Source organism: bacterium, from assembly GCA_040755795.1.
In the GTDB taxonomy this organism is placed as follows: domain Bacteria; phylum UBA9089; class CG2-30-40-21; order CG2-30-40-21; family SBAY01; genus JBFLXS01.
The window spans coordinates 1-19,162 of record JBFLXS010000016.1 but is presented as its reverse complement, the minus strand read 5'-3'; the positions used below and the strand labels follow the sequence as shown (position 1 = coordinate 19,162).

27 protein-coding genes are annotated in these 19,162 nt (G+C 35.1%); all 27 read left to right on the top strand.

What is annotated here, in order from left to right:
• The first annotated feature begins 258 nt into the window (after positions 1 to 258).
• Entirely contained in the window at positions 259 to 777 is a 519-nt protein-coding gene (locus AB1414_02335; protein MEW6606280.1) for a hypothetical protein, read from the top strand.
• The gene (locus AB1414_02330) at positions 728 to 1,927 is read left to right on the top strand and encodes a DNA modification methylase (protein MEW6606279.1); all 1,200 of its coding nucleotides are present in this window, start codon (positions 728 to 730) and stop codon (positions 1,925 to 1,927) included. The genes AB1414_02335 and AB1414_02330 overlap by 50 nt, the downstream gene beginning before the upstream one ends.
• Before the next feature lie 86 nt (positions 1,928 to 2,013).
• Positions 2,014 to 2,442, top strand: coding sequence for a hypothetical protein (locus tag AB1414_02325; protein MEW6606278.1), 429 nt, complete (start codon positions 2,014 to 2,016; stop codon positions 2,440 to 2,442).
• Positions 2,442 to 2,816, top strand: a complete 375-nt coding sequence (locus AB1414_02320) for a hypothetical protein (GenBank protein MEW6606277.1) — start codon at positions 2,442 to 2,444, stop codon at positions 2,814 to 2,816. Before AB1414_02325 ends, AB1414_02320 begins: the two co-directional genes overlap by 1 nt.
• Before the next feature lie 12 nt (positions 2,817 to 2,828).
• Complete coding sequence (locus AB1414_02315) at positions 2,829 to 3,125, top strand: DUF6329 domain-containing protein (protein MEW6606276.1); 297 nt, start codon at positions 2,829 to 2,831, stop codon at positions 3,123 to 3,125.
• Positions 3,126 to 3,192: 67 nt separating this feature from the next.
• On the top strand, positions 3,193 to 4,332 hold the full coding sequence (metK, locus tag AB1414_02310) for a methionine adenosyltransferase (GenBank protein MEW6606275.1): 1,140 nt from the start codon (positions 3,193 to 3,195) through the stop codon (positions 4,330 to 4,332).
• Positions 4,307 to 4,603, top strand: coding sequence for an HNH endonuclease (locus tag AB1414_02305; protein ID MEW6606274.1), 297 nt, complete (start codon positions 4,307 to 4,309; stop codon positions 4,601 to 4,603). The genes metK and AB1414_02305 overlap by 26 nt, the downstream gene beginning before the upstream one ends.
• A 43-nt stretch (positions 4,604 to 4,646) precedes the next feature.
• A complete protein-coding gene (locus tag AB1414_02300; protein MEW6606273.1) occupies positions 4,647 to 5,036 on the top strand; it encodes a hypothetical protein in 390 nt (129 codons plus the stop codon).
• A gap of 34 nt (positions 5,037 to 5,070) precedes the next feature.
• Positions 5,071 to 5,832, top strand: coding sequence for a hypothetical protein (locus tag AB1414_02295; GenBank protein MEW6606272.1), 762 nt, complete (start codon positions 5,071 to 5,073; stop codon positions 5,830 to 5,832).
• 189 nt (positions 5,833 to 6,021) lie between these two features.
• Positions 6,022 to 7,605 carry a hypothetical protein gene (locus tag AB1414_02290; protein ID MEW6606271.1) on the top strand — a complete coding sequence of 528 codons (1,584 nt, stop codon included), beginning with the start codon at positions 6,022 to 6,024 and terminating at the stop codon, positions 7,603 to 7,605.
• Between the two features lie 98 nt (positions 7,606 to 7,703).
• Positions 7,704 to 7,892: a DUF4314 domain-containing protein gene (locus AB1414_02285; GenBank protein MEW6606270.1), complete on the top strand. Its 189-nt coding sequence runs from the start codon at positions 7,704 to 7,706 to the stop codon at positions 7,890 to 7,892.
• A gap of 76 nt (positions 7,893 to 7,968) precedes the next feature.
• Positions 7,969 to 8,265, top strand: a complete 297-nt coding sequence (locus tag AB1414_02280) for a hypothetical protein (protein ID MEW6606269.1) — start codon at positions 7,969 to 7,971, stop codon at positions 8,263 to 8,265.
• Positions 8,266 to 8,274: 9 nt separating this feature from the next.
• Entirely contained in the window at positions 8,275 to 8,610 is a 336-nt protein-coding gene (locus AB1414_02275) for a hypothetical protein (GenBank protein ID MEW6606268.1), read from the top strand.
• The gene (locus AB1414_02270; protein MEW6606267.1) at positions 8,610 to 10,253 is read left to right on the top strand and encodes a terminase TerL endonuclease subunit; all 1,644 of its coding nucleotides are present in this window, start codon (positions 8,610 to 8,612) and stop codon (positions 10,251 to 10,253) included. The genes AB1414_02275 and AB1414_02270 overlap by 1 nt, the downstream gene beginning before the upstream one ends.
• Positions 10,254 to 10,551: 298 nt before the next feature.
• Positions 10,552 to 11,283 carry a hypothetical protein gene (locus tag AB1414_02265; GenBank protein MEW6606266.1) on the top strand — a complete coding sequence of 244 codons (732 nt, stop codon included), beginning with the start codon at positions 10,552 to 10,554 and terminating at the stop codon, positions 11,281 to 11,283.
• A gap of 361 nt (positions 11,284 to 11,644) precedes the next feature.
• The gene (locus AB1414_02260; protein MEW6606265.1) at positions 11,645 to 12,136 is read left to right on the top strand and encodes a hypothetical protein; all 492 of its coding nucleotides are present in this window, start codon (positions 11,645 to 11,647) and stop codon (positions 12,134 to 12,136) included.
• 48 nt (positions 12,137 to 12,184) lie between these two features.
• A complete protein-coding gene (locus AB1414_02255; GenBank protein ID MEW6606264.1) occupies positions 12,185 to 13,399 on the top strand; it encodes a phage portal protein in 1,215 nt (404 codons plus the stop codon).
• Positions 13,383 to 13,583: a hypothetical protein gene (locus AB1414_02250; protein MEW6606263.1), complete on the top strand. Its 201-nt coding sequence runs from the start codon at positions 13,383 to 13,385 to the stop codon at positions 13,581 to 13,583. The genes AB1414_02255 and AB1414_02250 overlap by 17 nt, the downstream gene beginning before the upstream one ends.
• Complete coding sequence (locus AB1414_02245) at positions 13,576 to 14,166, top strand: HK97 family phage prohead protease (GenBank protein ID MEW6606262.1); 591 nt, start codon at positions 13,576 to 13,578, stop codon at positions 14,164 to 14,166. The genes AB1414_02250 and AB1414_02245 overlap by 8 nt, the downstream gene beginning before the upstream one ends.
• Before the next feature lie 22 nt (positions 14,167 to 14,188).
• Complete coding sequence (locus AB1414_02240) at positions 14,189 to 15,319, top strand: phage major capsid protein (protein MEW6606261.1); 1,131 nt, start codon at positions 14,189 to 14,191, stop codon at positions 15,317 to 15,319.
• Positions 15,320 to 15,335: 16 nt separating this feature from the next.
• A complete protein-coding gene (locus AB1414_02235; GenBank protein MEW6606260.1) occupies positions 15,336 to 15,623 on the top strand; it encodes a hypothetical protein in 288 nt (95 codons plus the stop codon).
• Entirely contained in the window at positions 15,623 to 15,961 is a 339-nt protein-coding gene (locus AB1414_02230; GenBank protein ID MEW6606259.1) for a hypothetical protein, read from the top strand. The genes AB1414_02235 and AB1414_02230 overlap by 1 nt, the downstream gene beginning before the upstream one ends.
• A complete protein-coding gene (locus tag AB1414_02225) occupies positions 15,954 to 16,331 on the top strand; it encodes an HK97 gp10 family phage protein (GenBank protein MEW6606258.1) in 378 nt (125 codons plus the stop codon). Before AB1414_02230 ends, AB1414_02225 begins: the two co-directional genes overlap by 8 nt.
• Positions 16,328 to 16,678 carry a hypothetical protein gene (locus tag AB1414_02220; GenBank protein ID MEW6606257.1) on the top strand — a complete coding sequence of 117 codons (351 nt, stop codon included), beginning with the start codon at positions 16,328 to 16,330 and terminating at the stop codon, positions 16,676 to 16,678. Before AB1414_02225 ends, AB1414_02220 begins: the two co-directional genes overlap by 4 nt.
• A complete protein-coding gene (locus AB1414_02215; GenBank protein MEW6606256.1) occupies positions 16,671 to 17,237 on the top strand; it encodes a major tail protein in 567 nt (188 codons plus the stop codon). The genes AB1414_02220 and AB1414_02215 overlap by 8 nt, the downstream gene beginning before the upstream one ends.
• Positions 17,238 to 17,250: 13 nt before the next feature.
• Positions 17,251 to 17,601, top strand: coding sequence for a hypothetical protein (locus AB1414_02210; GenBank protein MEW6606255.1), 351 nt, complete (start codon positions 17,251 to 17,253; stop codon positions 17,599 to 17,601).
• Positions 17,602 to 18,060: 459 nt separating this feature from the next.
• On the top strand, positions 18,061 to 19,023 hold the full coding sequence (locus tag AB1414_02205; GenBank protein ID MEW6606254.1) for a magnesium transporter CorA family protein: 963 nt from the start codon (positions 18,061 to 18,063) through the stop codon (positions 19,021 to 19,023).
• The last annotated feature ends 139 nt before the right edge of the window (positions 19,024 to 19,162 follow it).

Here is a 19,162-nt window from a genome sequence, read left to right as displayed (position 1 = left end):
TATATTTCAACAGGTACGGGAAAAAACGTACTAAAACAGCAGTTTTCAATGGTTAGTGTGCCGCTGGCATGTAGACAAAATTTGACTTATTACATATACTACAATTAGCGTGGAATACTGGCTCTAAATGAAGCCTAGAAGATAGAAACTCTCAATCATGGGGGTTTCTTTTCTTTTGCAGAAAAATATGTAGTATTCAACCCTTGGATAACTTCAGTTTTTGATAAAATTACTGAACCCTGAAAGGTTGGAATCGATGTGCCAAAGGTACTGGATACGTATCAGCAATGGGAGGCCGATGGAGTACTTGATGAACGAATAAAAAGCATTCAAGAAATGGTAGCTAGGCGGATTATCCAAAAGGATATCGCCAAAGCCATGAACTTAAGTGAGAACACCTTGATTAAATTGAAGCGTGCTCATCCAAGGCTAAATCAAGCATTTATCAATGGTGATGATGAACTTAAGTATAAACTCATGGATGCTCTGTTCCAACGTGCAGTTGGTATGGAGTATGAGGAAATACAAACTATCATAGAAGAAACACCATCGGGGACGAAGAAGAAACTTGTTAAAACTAAGAAGAAAGCTCTACCCGATTTTAATGCTATCAAATACTTATTAATTATTAAGTTCGGACGTGAATACAACGAACGTAAAGAAGAAATAGACATCATGCTGAAACGCATAGAAAAAGGCGAGGAAACTTGGATTAATGAACATAGTGATGAAGAAACCCTCGGAGTTGTTAATATACGAAAACAACCCAAGAAATAATGATGCTGCAGTTGATGCAGTAGCTAATAGTATCAAAGAGTTCGGATTCAAGGTTCCTATTGTGATCACTAAGGATCTGGTCATAATTGCAGGGCACACTCGGCTCAAAGCGAGCCTCAAACTAGGATTGGCCACTATTCCTTGCATTATTGCTGATGACCTCACAGAAGGGCAAATTAAGGCTTTTCGCTTGGCCGATAACAAGACCGCAGAACTCGCTACCTGGGATTTTACTAAACTTGAAGAAGAACTCTCGAATATTGATATGGACATGCTTCAGTTTGGGTTTGAAGAACTAGAGTCAGATGTTCCAGATAATGCGACTGATGATGATTTCTACCCATCTGATGAAATTGGGGAAACACCTTATTCAGAACTAGGTGATATTTATTTATTAGGTAATCACAGAGTTATGTGTGGAGATTCAACCAAGAAACAAGATGTAGAAAAACTTCTGGATGGACAAAAGATCGATATGATCTTCACCGATCCACCATACAATGTGGATTATGAAGGTACAGCTGGGAAGATTAAGAATGACAAGATGGAAGATAACAGCTTCTATCTTTTTTTATATGATGCATTCACAAATATGTTTGAAGCTACCAAACCTGGTGGTGCCATCTATGTCTGTCATGCAGATACTGAAGGTATCAACTTTAGAACTGCATTCAAAAACGCCGGTTTCAAATTGGCGGAGTGCTTAGTTTGGGTTAAGAATGCCCTAGTACTAGGTAGACAAGATTATCACTGGAGACATGAGCCAATCCTTTATGGTTGGAAAGAAGGTGCTGCTCATTATTTTATTGATGACCGCACACAAGACACCATTTGGGAATATAACAAACCCAAACGAAATGAAGACCACCCAACGATGAAACCTCTCGAACTTTGTGGACGAGCGATTGCAAACTCCTCTAGGGTTAATGAATACGTACTCGATTTATTCGGAGGTTCTGGATCAACAATGATCGCATCCGATCAGCTTCAAAGAAAATCTTATCTAATGGAACTTGATGAAAGATTCGTCGATGTGATTGTTAAACGATACATAAGACACAAAGGATCAAGTGACAATTGCTATCTTATCCGTAAGGGCAAGAAGATATCACTTAGTAACATAGATGACTTTCATAATTTGCCACTATAGTGAGCATTAAGAGTCGAATTAACTTGATAAAAAAGGTCTTTAGAGTGATATATATACATACCAAAAGGTAGAAAGTAGGTCACAAAATGGATAAACAAATCAAGTTGTCAGAATGGATTCTAAGATTTAAGTCGGGTGAGTTCGATAAACCAGATACATCAACTCAAATTCTAGCGGGATGGTTCGACTGGTTTTGTAGAGATTCAAGTCTAGCAAACAAAACAATAAAGATGGGTAACATCATCAAACAGATTAAAGCTGGTGGAAAGGTAGACCTTGAAACTAGTTATGTGTGGTTCAAGAACAACTGCCCGTTAAACGGTCCACTCTACGATGATTTTAGAATCGCAGACATAGAAAACAACAATAACTTATTCGTTGTTCAAATCGATTGTGTGTGGAACGATTCCAAGTACACAGTTTTTGAAAGACTTGATGGATTTGAAAAACCAGTCTTTCAAACTGAATCATCAAGAGAACTGGTGAAGTGGTTCAATAAAGGGTGGTCGAAGTAATGTTTCAAGAATATAATGCACACCCAAAGGGAATCAAAACAACCGACTGTGTTGTAAGAGCCATCAGTACCGCCATGAATAAAGACTACATGGAATGCAGACGAGAACTCAACCAGCTCAAACGAGATTGGAAGTTTACAAGTTATAAAGATACCGAGTTCTTATACAAATATTTCGAAGGAAAACCTCGATTGATATTTAAGGCAATCAAGGGAGAACCTCGAATCAAGGGTTCCACTTTTACCGGTCTCTATACGCGCGGGACATTTGTTTTGAAGATGACTGGCCATGTTACAGTATGTAAAGATGGCGTAATTCTAGATACTTGGGATTGTACTTACCGAAGTGTGTATACCGCTTGGAAAATAGACTAGAAGGACAACAATATGAAAACCAATTTTATACGGAAAGCAAAATCAACAGAACTCATTCCTCATGATGAGTTCGTTATCGAAAAACAAGTAGTCATCGATAAAGACTTATTCGAATGTTTTATCAAGGATCCACTGAACGACTACGATTTCATCAAAGAAAATCTAGAGAATATGTATTGTGACCAAGATGAAGTGTTCCATTGTATCTTAGTTACTTCTAATTCACACGATTTTGGTATCCTAGTCGAAAGTGAAGGATATGATTACGCAAGGTACACTGCGTACTTACCAAAAACAGCAATAAAATAACACAATCAAATCAAAGCAGACTAGGGAAGCTAAGTGCTTCCTTTTTCTTGCTAGAAAAGAGGACAACATGAAAATCATAACAAGCGAATCGGTCTTTAGTGGACATCCAGATAAAATATGTGACCAAATCAGTGATGCTATATTAGATGCAATCCTGGAACAAGACCAAGCAGCAAGAGTAGCAGTTGAAACAGCTATCAAGGATGACTTAGTCGTTATCTTTGGTGAGGTTACAACTTCCGCAACGGTAGAATATTCTGAAATCGCGAAACAAGTACTCAAAGAAATCGGGTACACAGAAGAGTTTTGTGTATTAGAAAAGATATCCAAGCAATCACCTGATATTGCACAAGGTGTCAATGAAACTTTAGATCATCAGCAAGGTGCAGGTGATCAGGGAATGATGTATGGTTTTGCATGCAACGAAACACCTGAACTCATGCCATTACCGATTGTGGTTGCTCATGAGATTGCTAAAGAAGTCGATATGCTTAGAAAAGCTAAGTATAATCATATCTTTGGTCCTGATGGGAAGTGTCAAGTATCAGTCAGGTATGTCGATGGTCAACCATTCACATATGACACCATTATTGTTTCTGCTCAAACCAGACCAGGAGCAAGCCTATCACTTGCCAAAGAAATTATCATTGAAGAAGTACTCAAACCAATGATCGGTAAGGATCTGACTGGTATCAATGTATTAATCAATCCAACAGGAGCATTCGTTATTGGTGGACCTTATGGTGATTCAGGATTAACTGGTAGAAAGATAATCGTTGATACTTATGGCGGATACGCTAAACATGGTGGTGGAGCTTTCTCAGGTAAGGACGTAAGCAAGGTTGATCGCAGTGCGAGTTATTATGCCAGATTCGTAGCAAAAGCCCTTGTAGAGGCAGAATTGGCCGACACGTGCGAAGTTTGTGTGTCCTATTCCATTGGAGTTGCAAACCCAGTTGCTGTATCCATTGATACATTTGGAACTGGTAGGTTATCGGATGAGCAACTACTTGAAATAGTTAAACAACATTTCAATTTCACTCCAGCAAACATTCGTAAGGAATTAGAATTCGATAAAGTAAAGTTCCAGGAGTTAGCAGCCTACGGACATATGGGCAGAGAAGATTTGCCAGTTCGCTGGGAACATGTGGAAGCAAAAGCAACAGAGCTAAAAGAAGCATATGAAAAAGCCAAAAGTTCTACATAACTTCTACAAATCACCTGCATGGCTTTCTGCTCGTGAACTTAAGATAATGTCAGTCAACAGTCTTTGTGAACGTTGTGGAGCAATTGGAATCGAAGTTCATCATAAAAAAAGACTGACAACTGATAATGTTAATGATTCATCAATCAGCCTGAATCTTGATAATCTAGAGTTACTTTGTATATATTGTCACAATAAAGAGCACAAGCGCTTCACTAAAAAAGTAAAATTTGATTCAGACGGAAACCTAATAAATCTAGAAAAAACACTGTGAATCTCTTGTTATTTGGTATAATTATTATAATAGAGGTGGAAAAATGACAATATTGGAATTAACCAAAAAAGAACCTAAATTGCAAATATTCTTAAAGAATCAAGAGTTTGGCAAATTTAGCGAATTAAAGGGTAAAAAAAATTTCAAGTTTAAGGGCATTTACCTAATACTTGATAAGGATGAAATTATATATATTGGTAGTGCTTATACTCGTGATGTACATGCTAGACTAATGCAATACACAAGAGAGAAAGATACAGGGAATACTTTAGCACAAGACATAATCGATTCCGGTTATAAAAAAACTCCTAAAGAGGCTATTGAATATATCATGTCATTAAATATAGTTGCTTTTCCATATACAGACTTTGAGTATGACTTAATAAATAAAACAGATAGCATTATTAACAAAAATGGTTTTTATGAAGATTAAGTTACTCTTTATCATTGAACACAGGGGTAGATGAATGAAAAAAAAAGACAGAATCACCGTTGAAAAAACACATGAAAGAATTGAACTAAAGAAAAATTCCTTCGTTGATAAGATGGAACTAGTTTTTAATCTAGGTGGAGTATTGATTCCACCATTAACATTAATTGGATTAGGATTAGGTCTGATTAGTAAAAAATATTCTGAAGAAAACTTAAATATTCTTATCAAGCATATACAAGACAATGAAATTAGAATTATGGAAATTGAAAAACTTAATGAAGAAAATATTAGAAATTTTTCTTTCAATGTTCAAAGAGTGATTGATGAAGTAGTAAAGGAACGTGCTAAAGAAAAAATTATCATCTTTGCAAATGCACTAATGTTCGGAATTGAGAACAGTAGTATATTTAATAACGATGATAACTTTATGGAAAAAATTGATTTAATTTCTAAATTAAACATGAATGATTTTAGAATTTTGCTAAAAATGGATAAAGAAAAACAAATAATTAGTGAGAATACAACTGTTCATTCAGAGTTTCGAGCTGATATGATAAAAACAGTGCATTTTACTGATGGGAAGAAAGAAAACTTTCTTGGCTTCGATGATCATGATATTCACAGAATATATAAACTTGTATCACTAGGTTTAATCAATGAAGTATCAACTACTGAAATTGATACATTTCGTTCTTCTAAAAATAAAACAGTTTTGAAGACTGATTCAAAATTTGTACTGACTGAATACTTTGATTTATTAAAGAATTACATTGAAGATCAAGGCGTCATTAGTTAACCCCCCGTATAGTACTATTTTTATTTACTAGGGTACCGTACAGGGTGGCAATTAAAATACACATCATCGATTTTTTGAAAATCTGTTTGTACATGCGGAAACCTGAAAGAGGTGAATATCATTTATACTAAGTCAGCAATTGTTGGATTTAAAATTGCAAAAATGGTTAAAAAAAATAACTTCAATCACATGAATAAAAATGAAGTTATTTTTGATTTATCACCATTAATAACTGACAAGGTTATTAATCTATCAAATGATGGTGAGATTTCATTCACTGAATCATTTTGTAAAAAGCACTATCGTAAATTGAGAAATTTCGGTTTTTCTCATTATCAAATTCTAGCTTTGTATAAATCAGATTTTACTGCTATTTATTTTAAGAATGAATTGCTCACAATCTTTACAAATAACTCAAAATATCACTTCAAATGGGTTTCATATAGAGGGTATGTGATTTCTTCAGATGAATCAAATGATAGAATATATATTAAAAACCTTTGTCTTGCACACGATTTGAAATCTGGAAATCCAGTAGTTAGTATTTTTCTATATGAATTACTTGAACAGGATGTAGATTTTCAAAACTTTGTTGAAAGATATGAAATTGTGCCAAGCCATAATATGCAAATTATGAAGCAAAACATTACTAATTTGATATATGGTGAGAGATACAAATACGAAGAAATAGACATATACAACTTATTGCTGACTGGTATTGACATTGTTAATCGAATCACAAAAGATATATTTGGAGATACTATGTTTACAAGGTCATACGAAATATCTGAGTTAGAGCATTTTCATCCAATATTTGTGCCTTCTAAAATCAACTATTATTTGTTTGTTTTGGAACTTTACAAAATACTTTATCAAAACCTTAATAAAGAACTAATCAGGAAAATTTATGATTCAAAGAGCGTTTTGGGAAGCAAAAAGAAACCCAAACTAAGCGATATGCTAAGGAATATTATTGAAGATAGTGTTTTGGCAACAACTTTCGAAGATTTTGCAATAGAAATATCCGATTTACGCAATGTTCCAGCACACAGAATATATAATAATGAATATAATAGAAACTATTGGAAGAAACAAGATGAATTACTAGTCTTTAGTTATCAGTTCATCAATGCATTTATCATTGGTTTTAATGATAATCAATTACCTGATGAATATAAAAATTTATCTACTATTTATGGAAAGAAAGGATCCATTTCAACTGGAAATGGATTTAACCAATCACCTTATAAATATTTTGATGGCCAAGTCAGATTGGTTTGTGAGAAGTTTCAAGAAAGAGATGCTGAATTTTTAATAGCATTTAAAAATAAAGAGAATAAAATCCAAGATTTATGTTCGTTAATAATAGCTAAGAGACCGGATTTAACCCCAGAGGTTGTTTCATTTCTTGTGGACAAATTAGTACTTGATAGATCTGTAAGTGCCACACCAGAATTAATAAAATCATTTTTTAAGGGCTATAACATGACAAAACATTTTGTCTATAATCCCGAAGTTAATATAACTTTTGCAAACAATTTGTATAACTCTTTTATTAACCGTTATTCACTAGATAATATAATATTATTTGCTGATTCTACTGACCCAAATTTCTCTGAAATAGTTGAATGTTTCGATGATAATGAGCTATTTGGAAGAGGTTATTTTACCGAATTAATTAGGGATTTTAAGAATAATAATGAGTATGATATTGTTATTACAAATCCTGAGGAAGATACGGAAATTCAAGTACTTAATAATATATGGGATTGAGCATTTGATTACGAACGAAAGCGACTTTGGTCGCTTTTTTACTTGCTATTTCCTCTCTTTAGAGTGATATATATTACTAACCTTAGGAGGTACTTATCATGTTCAAAATTGGTGATAAAATCAGAATCATCGATATGAAGGGTGAAGACCATTATAACGGTAGAGAAGGAGTCATTGAATACATCGATGGACTCAATCAACTACATGGCACATGGGGAGACTTAGCAATCATCCCAGAGGAAGACTTAATTGAGGTAATTAAAAATGACATGCAGCTTGTGCAATAAAGAAATCTTGGGTGACTCACACAATGCCCACCCAATTGGAAACGAAGAGTGCTGTTCAGAATGCAACAGTTCAAGTGTGATTCCTCTTAGATTGTTTTTAAGTGGTATCTTTCAAGACAAGGCACTAGTATTAAATACTGATAATACTATCACTTATATAAAACCAAAGGGTACTACATTCGAACTGGATGAACTTCAAGAACAAGTCAAAGGATTTATCGAGGTTTATCCTTTGAGGATTCCTGGTCAAATCGTTTTAGTCAATGAAGAGGGATTGCTACACAATATGGAGTTTAATTACCTAGCAAGTAGAGTCTTTGGAATGAAGGCAGTAGGACCGGTTATGATATGTCCAGAAGCTATATTCGAATGAGGTGTTGTAGTGTCTAAACTAAAGGATATCAATATAGAACTAGAGCGACTGCGGTCGCTTTTTTCGTCCGTTGATGAGACCAAAACTCAACTGGTAGATAACCTACTTGAGCAAGCTGCTTTCATGAAGGTTGAACTTGGGATTCTTCAAGAGCAAATCAGAAAGCATGGTGCAGTTCAAGTCTCAAGTAAAGGTGCTCAAAGACAGACAGAAGCTGCTAAATATTATACTAAACTCATTAATTCATATGGAACAGTCATCAAAACACTAAACTCAATCATGGGTAAGAATGTTATTGATGGTGATGATGCATTCGATGAGTTTCTAAAGAAAGCAAACACCTGATGAACTACCTAATTGAATACCATCATCAGATAGAAGCTGGAAACATTCTAGTTGGTGAGGAATTAAAAAAACAACTAGATATCTTGCTTCAGGATTTGAATAACCCGAAGTATGTATTTGATGAAAATCAAGGGAATCTTCGAATTGATTTTATAGAAACCTTTTGTAAACACACAAAATCACCATTTAATGGTCAACCGTTTATACTTGAACTTTGGGAGAAAGCAATTATCCAGGTGGCATATGGATTTAAATTGAAGGATTCTGGTTTACGAAGATTCAATGAAGTCATACTGTTGATTGCTCGTAAGAACGGAAAGACCACCTTTATCGCTGGTATTGATCTTGCTGAGTTCTTTTTATCAAAAGGTGGTGTTGATATCGTATGTGCTTCCAATACAAGCGAACAAGCGAACATTCTATTTGAAGAAATCAATAACATGCGAGAGCAATCTCCCGCACTGTCCAATGAAAAACGCAGTAAAAAGAATATCTTCTTTATCTATTCTCCAAGGACAAAGAATAAAATAAAAAAATTGTCTGCTCAGAGTAGAAACAAAGACGGTTATAACATTGAAGTTGGTTGTATTGATGAAGTACATGAGATGACAGATTCAAAAGTATATGATGCGATTAAGCAAAGCCAATCTACCAAGAAAGAACCATTGATTTTTATCATCACAACCGAAGGAACGACAGTTGGTGGGTTTCTAGATAATAAATTGGATTATGCACGGAAGATGCTGAAGGGTGAAATCACTGATGAACGTGTATTACCTTGGTTATATACTCAAGACAATACTCAGGAAATATATGACGATTCCAGGAATTGGCAGAAATCAAATCCAAGTATAGGTGTAGTGAAACTGACTTCATATTTGGAAGATGTAATGAATAAATCGAAGAATGATCATTCAACAAGAGTTACGATGTTATGTAAAGACTTCAATATCAAACAAGTCGATCAGGGTGCATGGTTGTCATTTGATGACTTAAATAACGAAGCAAAGCATGAGCTAAACACACTCAAGAACTCCTATGCTATCGGTGGAGTAGATTTATCTTCAACTACTGATTTAACTGTAGCTGTTCTCGTCATTCAGAAAAAGGATGATAATAAGAAGTATGTTTTATCACAATTCTTTATGCCAAGCGATGTTGTTAAGAAACGCATGGAAGAAGATAACGTCCCATATGATATTTGGATTAAACGAGGGTTGATTACACTCACCCCTGGAAGTCAAAACGATTTTTCATTGGTGACTCAGTGGTTCATGAAGATGATTCAAGAACACCACATTAGACCTCTTTGGGTAGGATTCGATCCATGGAATTCTCAATATTGGATTAAAGAGATGGAAGACTTAGGATTTAATATGGAGAAGGTTCGTCAAGGTGTCTACTCTTTATCGGAACCAATGAAACAACTGGAAGCAGACCTAAAGAATAAGCTGATCAACTATGACAATAATCCGATCTTGAAATGGTGCTTGTCTAACACCCAAGCCAAAGTAGACTTAAATGGGAATATTCAACCATCAAAACTCAACTCCAAGTACAAGCGAATTGATGGAACAGTAGCACTCATCATTGCATATGCAGTTTTAAATCGATATAAGTTAGATTACGAAAACATGTTATAATCTCTATAAGTAAAGGGGTTGTAATATGAGTAATAGCTACTTAATCAGTGCAGTGAAAAAATTTTGAGAACTAAATCCTTACAATAGAATTGTTAAAGTAAAACTTTCAAAAAATGACGAGGAGTCAAAAGTTACAATTTGGTATGAAGATAATGGTAAAACGCTCCAACATTGTGAGACTTTTAAACCAACACAATTAACTGACGATGAAATCATTGACATAAAAAAGAGAGCTCGAAAATTTAAATGGTGGGATGACGAACAAATAAAGTTAATTCCTGATATAGAAAATCCAAATATGATTTACATTATTTATAGTGATGGGTGGTTTAGCGATATTTATGTAATTGATCGATTTAAAGGTAAATCCATAAGACTTGTTGAATCTAAACTCGAAATGGAGTTTAAAGATTTAGCGATATTTTTAATAGTTACCAAAGGACTCCCAAGATTTTATCATGATGAAATCGGGTACACAAAAAGAAAAAACAGAAATAAAGACTTAGATATCTATGAAAGGTTATTCCTAATTCATAGTAGTGTAAGATATAATGGTGTTTTACCGTTAGATTGGCATGATGACTATGAAAAAGCAAAAAGTAAAAACTATTTGAAACTTTGGAATGAGGACAAATTTTTACCAGGTATAAGTATTAAAGACCCCAAAATGTTCGATTCGTTAATCTTTTCTAATGCAGCTCATAGTGCTGATTCTGAAAGATATTTAATTGAGCAAAAACATCAAGCAGAATTTTTTAGACTTTGTTATAACAATATTAGAGAAAAATATAGGTTAAAAGGATTAAAGTTTAATCATGAATCAAAAAATACACATTATATTTATTCTATTTTGAAATACTATTCAGTGCTTAACAACAATGATTGGTTTATGATTAGGATTGAAAAATTATCAACAATTCGAAGCATTCCACACTCAAAAATTAGACAAATTCTTGATGATTTAGTAAGACTAAATGTATTAGAAATAGATATTACAACAAAACCAATGAGTTATAAAGTTATTGGATAAAGTCAGGCACATAAAAACTAATTTGTTGTACAGCACATAGCAATAGCTTATTTTATTTAACACAGAAAAGGTAAGGTAGAGTGTTTCATTCCTCAACAGAATTTATTGATCAACTTGAAACTTTACCAAACAATTAACTGATCAACTATGAAAATAATTTGATATTTAAATGATGCTTTTTTGATACAAAAAAAGTTGATTTAAATAGCAATATTCAACCTTCAAAACTTAACTCCAAATACAAGCGAATTGATGGAACAGTAGCTTTGATTATTGCTTATGCAGTTCTTAATAGGTATAAGATAGATTACGAAAATATGCTATAATAAATCCAATAAAGATAAAGATATCGGGTGAAAGTATGAGTATAGAATGGCGTAACAAGGAAAACTTAATATGGACGATTAAACAACTAAGGATTATTTATAATGAATCTAAGCCCAACTCAGAGCAAACCAAGTGTTTGATTAAATTAGTTCGAGAATCAATTAAGAGTCACACAAATCATAATGGAGCCGATTATATATCATCTTCAGCAAAATCATTGTTAGATGAGAGCAAATTAAAGATGAGAAACCACGGAGACTTAAATAAAGCTAACAAAGTTCTTGGGAAAAGAGGATTATTAACGCTTGATCATTTAATCCCTGCAGCAAAACAAGCAAAAGAAGTATTGTTTGCTAAAACAGATGATGATGCAATTAACTTGTTAGATAAATTTCCTTTAGCTCTGATAACTTCTGATGAAAACAAACGTATTAATGAAAATAAAGAAGGTAAGCAGGATAGACCCAATGGTTGGGAAGAGATTTATAAGAAAAGTGGTATTGTTTTAGAAATTTATAAAAAGTGATTAACGGAAATTAGAGGCAAATGCCTCTTTTTCATTGGAGATGATAATTTGAGTTGGTTAACAAGTAAGAAAAAGAAAGGTTCAACAAACACCTTCCAGTTATTGAATCAAAACAATACGTTCTTCATACCTTTTGGTAACAACATATCCAAAAGTGATGTGGTCAAGATATGTATTGATAGGGTTGCGAGCCAATGTGCAAAACTCAAACCAAGATACATTAAAACTGAAGCAGACAAGACAGTAACCGAGAAACAGGGTCGACTGTCTTTTTTATTGAAGCATAAGCCTAACCCGCTCATGACACCCTATGACTTTATCTATAAGGTGATTACGTTATTACTACTGAATGATAATGCATTTGTGTATCCGATGTTTGATTCATTGAGTGGTGGGCTTAAAGCACTTTATCCACTAAGACCGATATTGGTTGAAGCTGTGGTTGATAATGCTGATGGTTACTACTTGAAGTTCTACTTTGAGGATGGCCAACAATTCACACTACCCTATGAGAATGTCATCCACTTGAGGAAGTACTTTGCTTCCAATGATATCTTTGGTGGAAATGGATCATCAGGTGATCATGAAGCGATACTTAAAACCATCTCAATCAATGAGAATGTGCTTCAAGGAATCGATAATGCTGTCAGATCATCCATGCAGATTAAAGGAATCATCAAAATGAATGGGATGCTTTCAGAAGCAGATAAGAAGAAACAAAGAGAGCTCTTTGATTTAGCTCTTAACGATTCTATTAGCACTAAAGGAAGCTCGATCATCCCGATCGACTTAAAGTCTGAATACGTACCACTAACAGTTGATCCCAAGTTGATTGATAAAGAAACACTCGAATTTTTACAATCTAAGATACTTGATTACTTTGGGGTATCAGCACCAATCTTCGCAAACAAATATAGTGAAGAAGATTTCAACTCGTTTTATGAGTCAACCATTGAGCCTCTAGCCATTCAGTTATCAGAGGCTTTTTCTTTGGGATTGCTCACCGAAAATGAGTTAACTCGTGGTGAAGAGATTATTTTCTACAGTGAACGATTGCAGTATGCAAGCTGGAATACAAAAGTGAGTGCCATCGAAAAATTGATGAGCCTAGGGATCATGACCTTAAATGAATCCAGAGCTTTGCTTGGACTAGAACCTATTGAGGGTGGAAACAAGCGACTGCAATCGCTCAACTTTGTGGATGCGGATAAGGCAAACAAATACCAAATTGGTGAGGAGAACAAAGATGAAGGTAACAGTTAATGGAACGATATCAAAAGAAGCACTCAAAGTGATTCTAGAAACACAGAAAGCAAAATCACAAATCATTGATGAGTTTTGCAAAGAAAACAAGATTACAAGTTTTCACTACAAAGATTCAGAACTTGAATATATTGTAGAAGGAAAAGCAGGAAAACCAAAAATTGAGGTGAGAACCAATGATTAAAGAAACAAGACTAGCAGATGTTAAATTTGAAGAAGCTGAAGGTAAGATGACTTTAGAAGGTTATGCGATTGTGTTCAACCAGGAAACACTCATCGGAAATGAAGAGTACGGTTTCGTTGAATCTATCGACCATCGAGCACTTGAAAATACCCAAATGAAAGATGTCCCTATGAAATACAACCATATGGATTCCTTCCTTATCATCGCTCGAACAAAGAATAAATCACTGACGCTATCGGTCGATAACATTGGGCTAAAAGTAAAAGCTGAATTAGTCGACACCCAATCGAACCAAGACATCTACAAGATGGTCCGCAGTGGCCTACTTGATAAGATGAGTTTTGCTTTCACTGTTGAAGAACAGACATGGAATAAGGAAGGCAAAATCCCTAAACGTACCATCACTAAAATTGGAAGGCTCTATGATGTCTCAGTGGTAGACACGCCAGCTTACGATTCAACTAGTATATATGCCCGTTCTTTAGAGTCTATGGATGTAGAACTAAAGGCTATGGAGTTAGAAGAGCAGAAACAACATGTTGATGTGATGAAAATGAAGATCCGTATCAAAACCAATTACTAAAACTCTAAAGGAGAGAAAAAACATGAACTTAGAAAAAAGACGCAAAGAAATTGAAGCACGCTTAACTGAAATTCGCTCACTTGTTGAAGCGGAATCAGATGTAGCAAAACTTGAAGCATTCGATACAGAATGCAATACCCTACAAGAGGAACGATCTGTCATCGATAAAAAGATGATGATTGCATCCAAAGTCGAAATCAAACCGATTGTCATTGATACACGCACTGACAATAAGGAAACCCTAGAACTACGCGGTAAACAGCTCCGTGAAAATCGAGTTATCCAAGTGTCCAGTTCGGAAGTTTTGGTCCCTGAAACCGTATCAAACAACCTCGCACCAGTTCCGTATGCCCAAGTATCTACTTTGGTGGACAAGGTCAATATCATCAACCTTAATGGTGGTGAAACCTACAAGAAATCATTTGTGAAATCGAATGGTATTGCTGGAACTACAGCTGAAGGTGCAGCATACACTGAGACTGAACCTGCATTTGGTTATGTCACAATTACCAAAGTCAAGATAACAGCTTATACCGAAATCACAGAAGAACTCGAAAAGCTTCCAAGCATTCCTTATCAATCTGAGGTACTCAAGAACATCAATGTATCACTCAAAAAGAAAATCTCGGAACAGATCCTTCGTGGTGCTGGTACATCCAATACATTCACAGGGATTTTCAGTGATCAAGCAGTTGCACTAGCAGATACTACACCAGTCGAACTTTCAGCAATCACTGACACAACATTAGATGACATCATCTTTGCCTATGGTGGCGATGAAGAAGTCGAAGGTGGTGCGGTTCTTATCTTGAATAAAAATGATTTGCGTGCATTTGCTGGTCTTCGCACTTCCGAAGGTCGTAAGGTTCATACCGTTGATTACATCAATCAAACCATCGATGGCATTCCTTATGTGATCAACTCACATTGCAAAGCGATCGCTGACAGTGCGACTGTAGCTGGTGAATACGCAATGGCTTATGGTTCTCTCAAGAACTATGAAGTGCCTATCTTCTCACCGGTTGAAATCGGCAAATCGACAGACTACAAATTTAAAGATGGCATTATCTGCTACAAAGCATCTGTATTCACTGGTGGTAATGTGGTAGGTTATAAAGGTTTTCTTCGCATCAAGAAGAAAGCCGCTGCCTAATCGGAGGAACTAAATCATGGCCATACTCGATACAGTAAAGAAAGCACTCTTGATTCCTCTAACAGAAACATATGCTGATGAGGAGTTGTTGTCTCATATTGAGGCTTGTAAAGAACTCATTCGTTCTGTAGGTGTGGCCGATGATGTCGTAAATGGTGAGGGAGTCCCAATCGTGGATTCCCTCATCCTTATTTACTGTAAGACGTTCTTTGGTTTTAAGAACGATGGATCCGTGAAAGAACTTCCGAAAAGTTTTGAAATGCTCATCAAGCAGCTATCATTCACGAAAGGAAGTACTTCCTAATGTTTCCAAGTTCTCCCAACATCAAATTAACGCTTCTATCACTAGACAACACACCAGATAACATAGGGAATCGAAAACTAGACCTTATCAGTTCTAAAGAGGTTATTGGGATTAATCTATCAGTAACATCAAAAGAATATTATGAAAGCAAGAAAACTGACATCAGAATCGATGTTGCAGTCAAAATTCAGAGCTTCTTATATGATGGGTCTAGACATGCATTGATTGACTCAAAAATTTATAAAATTGAACGAACCTATATCAGCGGTCAGTTTATTGAGCTTTATTTTGTTGAAACAAAGATTAAAAAAGGTGATATTGATGGTCTCATTGGATGAATTGGCACTTGGAATTAGTGAGCTTGTCGAATCTTATGCAGAAGATGTCATCAAAGAAATGGAAAAAGTACTAGATGAAACCGCAGATAAAGTATTAGCCTACATTCAGTCAAAAGCACCGAAGAGTGGTCAAGCCTATGGTTTTGCAGAATCGTTTGTTGCTATTCCTGAAGGTGAAGGTATCAACAAAAGAATCGCTATCTATTCAAGCACTAAAGGAAGGTTAACTCATTTACTTGAGTTTGGATTTACACATCGTGGTGGTAAATTTGTGGGACCACGTCCATTCATGCGACCGGCATTTGATGCATTTGCACCGGATATGGTAGAGAAAATCAAATCGATTATTGAAAGAGGTGGATCTTCATGAGTTTTCTAGAACAACTATTCCAGATACTTGATAGTGTTTTACCAAATCGAGTATCTTATGGAACAAATATTGTCGATGCAAACGAACTCCAGGTATATCCATTTATTATCTATCAAGAAATCAGCGATAGAGTGCAATCCTATGCAGATAACAAATCAGCAGTTCGTATCATCACCTATCAAATCACACTAGTCACAGAATCAAAAGAACCCACAATTGAGGAGCAATTAGAATCAGCTCTCTATCAATCTGGGTTTAATTATCAAATGATTACCGAGTACGTTAATGACGATAACTCGGTAACCAGAGTTTATGAAATCAAACAGGAGGAAATAAAATATGAGTAATAAAGTCACATTCGGACTTACCAATGTTCACTATGCACTCGCTACAATTGCAGTAGATGGTTCCTGGACTTTTGGAACACCAAAGCGTCTGGTAGGTGCTCAAGAAATCACTACCGAAATCATTGGTGGTAGCTCACAAGTCTATGCAGACGATAAGGTTATCGCAACCCTAGTATCCAATTCAGGCTCAACCGTCACTCTCAAATTCACAGAGATTGATGATGAATTCAAGAAAGATATCTTTGGATTCAAGACGGACACTAATGGCAACTTTGTCGAAGTGGTCAACAATGAAACCAAGACCTTCGCATTGGGTTATGAAATTCAAGGTGATGCTAAAGCACGTCGTATTTGGTATTACCTATGTACAGCTACACCTTCAGGGGATGCTAGCAAATCGAAAGCCGACTCCATTGAAGCTAACTCAATATCACTTAACATCACCGCTCGCCCAATCGAATCAGGAAATAATCTAATCCTTCGTGTTATCGCAAGTGTTGGAGACACTAATTACACGAACTTTTTATCAACATCGCCAGTACTACCAACATTCATTTAAGGAGGATTGAACTATGGAAAAAGTTATCAAACTTGGTGACAAGGAGTATAAACTCCACTCGTCACTTTTTACAATCATAGATTATCGCAATGTATTCGGTTCTGAACTTTTCAGTGATATCAAAAAACTTGAAAAGGGTAAGAACATCAAGGAAGAAGATTTCTCACTTGTGATCGATACGATCTTCCGGATCATCTACGTGCTTCATCGTCCATTCAGTAAGACATCCTATAATGATTTCTTGATGGCACTTGATTTTGGCATCTTAAGTGATACAGAAGAACTAGGTATTTTATCTCAAACCATCGGGGAGATGTTAGGCACTCTCCAAAAAGGCACCAAACCATCCCCACAGTCCAAATGATGAGCCCGAGTTTGGTGCAACCTCAAACATTATCTTTAACTTGGCTCATCTAGGCATATCAATTGAAGATTCGAAATATTTTGATTTAACGACATATTTTGAATTGGTTCAACTTGAAATGAAAGTCATATCTGGAAAAGACTCTGGTAGACGTGCTTCACAATCAGATATTGATGCTTTTTTAATATAATTGGGGTTTTTATTATGATATTTTAGTGATATAATAACAACGATGTTTAGGAGGTGAATAACTAATGGAATCGGATCACGAGCGAATACAAAAGGGTAATTTGAATCATACGACTCAAGTTTTTTTAACTATACATTCGCACGTTGATAACGAGAGTGTTAGTTAGTCACGTTCAAATTACCTTCTAATGGAATAAGAAAAATAATAATTAGGAGGAAAGAAGATGAAAAAGACATCATGTCTAACTGCTCAAAAAGGATGTGTGAGCAATGATTAGACAATATTATGAAGTAAACAAAAAGTTAGAAAAATTCAACATCAACATTTTGGAAACAACAGAATTAGTTAATGGTTCTTGGATTGAAGTTATAGCACCAACAACTGAAGAAGTAGAGTGGTTGAAGTCAAAACTTAGTGTACCTAATGAATTTATAACAAGTGCACTTGATGAAGAAGAAAATGCGCATATCGATATGGAAGACAGCGCTAAGTTAATTATTCTTGATGTTCCACTATATGATCCAATTAAAAACAGTAAGAATGCATATACAACAACACCTTTTGCGATTATTCACACTGAGAATCATTTTATTACAATCAGTGTCAAAGAAACAGATATGGTCAAAGATTTATTTAGCAAGAATAAAAAGATTGAACCACATAAAAAGGTACGATTAACATTATTATTCTTGTATCGATTGGCAATGACATACATCGCTTTCCTAAAGAAAATTGATAGTCAAACTAAGAAAGTTGAAAGTGAACTGCATCATTCAATGAGAAACCAAGAACTATTTGATTTAATGGAACTCAACAAATCCCTTGTATACTTTTCTACGGCCCTTAATTCTAATAAAGTTGTTGTACACAAATTAACACGAAGCTCTGAATTTAAGCAATATGAAGATGACATGGATTTGCTGGAAGACACAGAAATCGAAATCAATCAAGCGATTGAGATGTGTTCTGTTTATAGAGATATCTTAGCAGGTATGATGGACGCCTTCGCATCTATTATTTCTAACAACTTAAATATTGTCATGAAGGCTTTAGCAGTAATCACAATTGTTTTATATATTCCTACTTTAGTAGCATCATTTTATGGTATGAACTTTAATTTTATACCGCTCGCTAATGTCGAATCAGGTTTCTATATTGCTGTAATTGGAAGTTTTCTATTATCTGTTGTTGGTGCGTTTTTCCTCTACAGATACACGAATAAGATTAAATAGTTTTTATTTTTCAATGAATTGTCAAATTAAGTGCAACTCATATAGTTATTTATCACATCATAGCTAGAGATGAAGCCATTGCATTTTCGAGGGCGGCGATTGATCAGGTCAATGTAATGCTTAATACGCTCCTTCGAAA

Excerpts from the sequence above, each read along its gene's own strand:
- AB1414_02330 (MEW6606279.1), top strand. The coding sequence starts at position 728 with ATGAAGAAACCCTCGGAGTTGTTAATATACGAAAACAACCCAAGAAAT.
- AB1414_02325 (MEW6606278.1), top strand. The coding sequence starts at position 2,014 with ATGGATAAACAAATCAAGTTGTCAGAATGGATTCTAAGATTTAAGTCG.
- AB1414_02320 (MEW6606277.1), top strand. The coding sequence starts at position 2,442 with ATGTTTCAAGAATATAATGCACACCCAAAGGGAATCAAAACAACCGAC.
- AB1414_02315 (MEW6606276.1), top strand. The coding sequence starts at position 2,829 with ATGAAAACCAATTTTATACGGAAAGCAAAATCAACAGAACTCATTCCT.
- metK (MEW6606275.1), top strand. The coding sequence starts at position 3,193 with ATGAAAATCATAACAAGCGAATCGGTCTTTAGTGGACATCCAGATAAA.
- AB1414_02305 (MEW6606274.1), top strand. The coding sequence starts at position 4,307 with ATGAAAAAGCCAAAAGTTCTACATAACTTCTACAAATCACCTGCATGG.
- AB1414_02300 (MEW6606273.1), top strand. The coding sequence starts at position 4,647 with ATGACAATATTGGAATTAACCAAAAAAGAACCTAAATTGCAAATATTC.
- AB1414_02295 (MEW6606272.1), top strand. The coding sequence starts at position 5,071 with ATGAAAAAAAAAGACAGAATCACCGTTGAAAAAACACATGAAAGAATT.
- AB1414_02290 (MEW6606271.1), top strand. The coding sequence starts at position 6,022 with ATGAATAAAAATGAAGTTATTTTTGATTTATCACCATTAATAACTGAC.
- AB1414_02285 (MEW6606270.1), top strand. The coding sequence starts at position 7,704 with ATGTTCAAAATTGGTGATAAAATCAGAATCATCGATATGAAGGGTGAA.
- AB1414_02270 (MEW6606267.1), top strand. The coding sequence starts at position 8,610 with ATGAACTACCTAATTGAATACCATCATCAGATAGAAGCTGGAAACATT.
- AB1414_02265 (MEW6606266.1), top strand. The coding sequence starts at position 10,552 with ATGATTTACATTATTTATAGTGATGGGTGGTTTAGCGATATTTATGTA.
- AB1414_02260 (MEW6606265.1), top strand. The coding sequence starts at position 11,645 with ATGAGTATAGAATGGCGTAACAAGGAAAACTTAATATGGACGATTAAA.
- AB1414_02250 (MEW6606263.1), top strand. The coding sequence starts at position 13,383 with ATGAAGGTAACAGTTAATGGAACGATATCAAAAGAAGCACTCAAAGTG.
- AB1414_02245 (MEW6606262.1), top strand. The coding sequence starts at position 13,576 with ATGATTAAAGAAACAAGACTAGCAGATGTTAAATTTGAAGAAGCTGAA.
- AB1414_02240 (MEW6606261.1), top strand. The coding sequence starts at position 14,189 with ATGAACTTAGAAAAAAGACGCAAAGAAATTGAAGCACGCTTAACTGAA.
- AB1414_02235 (MEW6606260.1), top strand. The coding sequence starts at position 15,336 with ATGGCCATACTCGATACAGTAAAGAAAGCACTCTTGATTCCTCTAACA.
- AB1414_02230 (MEW6606259.1), top strand. The coding sequence starts at position 15,623 with ATGTTTCCAAGTTCTCCCAACATCAAATTAACGCTTCTATCACTAGAC.
- AB1414_02220 (MEW6606257.1), top strand. The coding sequence starts at position 16,328 with ATGAGTTTTCTAGAACAACTATTCCAGATACTTGATAGTGTTTTACCA.
- AB1414_02215 (MEW6606256.1), top strand. The coding sequence starts at position 16,671 with ATGAGTAATAAAGTCACATTCGGACTTACCAATGTTCACTATGCACTC.
- AB1414_02210 (MEW6606255.1), top strand. The coding sequence starts at position 17,251 with ATGGAAAAAGTTATCAAACTTGGTGACAAGGAGTATAAACTCCACTCG.
- AB1414_02205 (MEW6606254.1), top strand. The coding sequence starts at position 18,061 with ATGATTAGACAATATTATGAAGTAAACAAAAAGTTAGAAAAATTCAAC.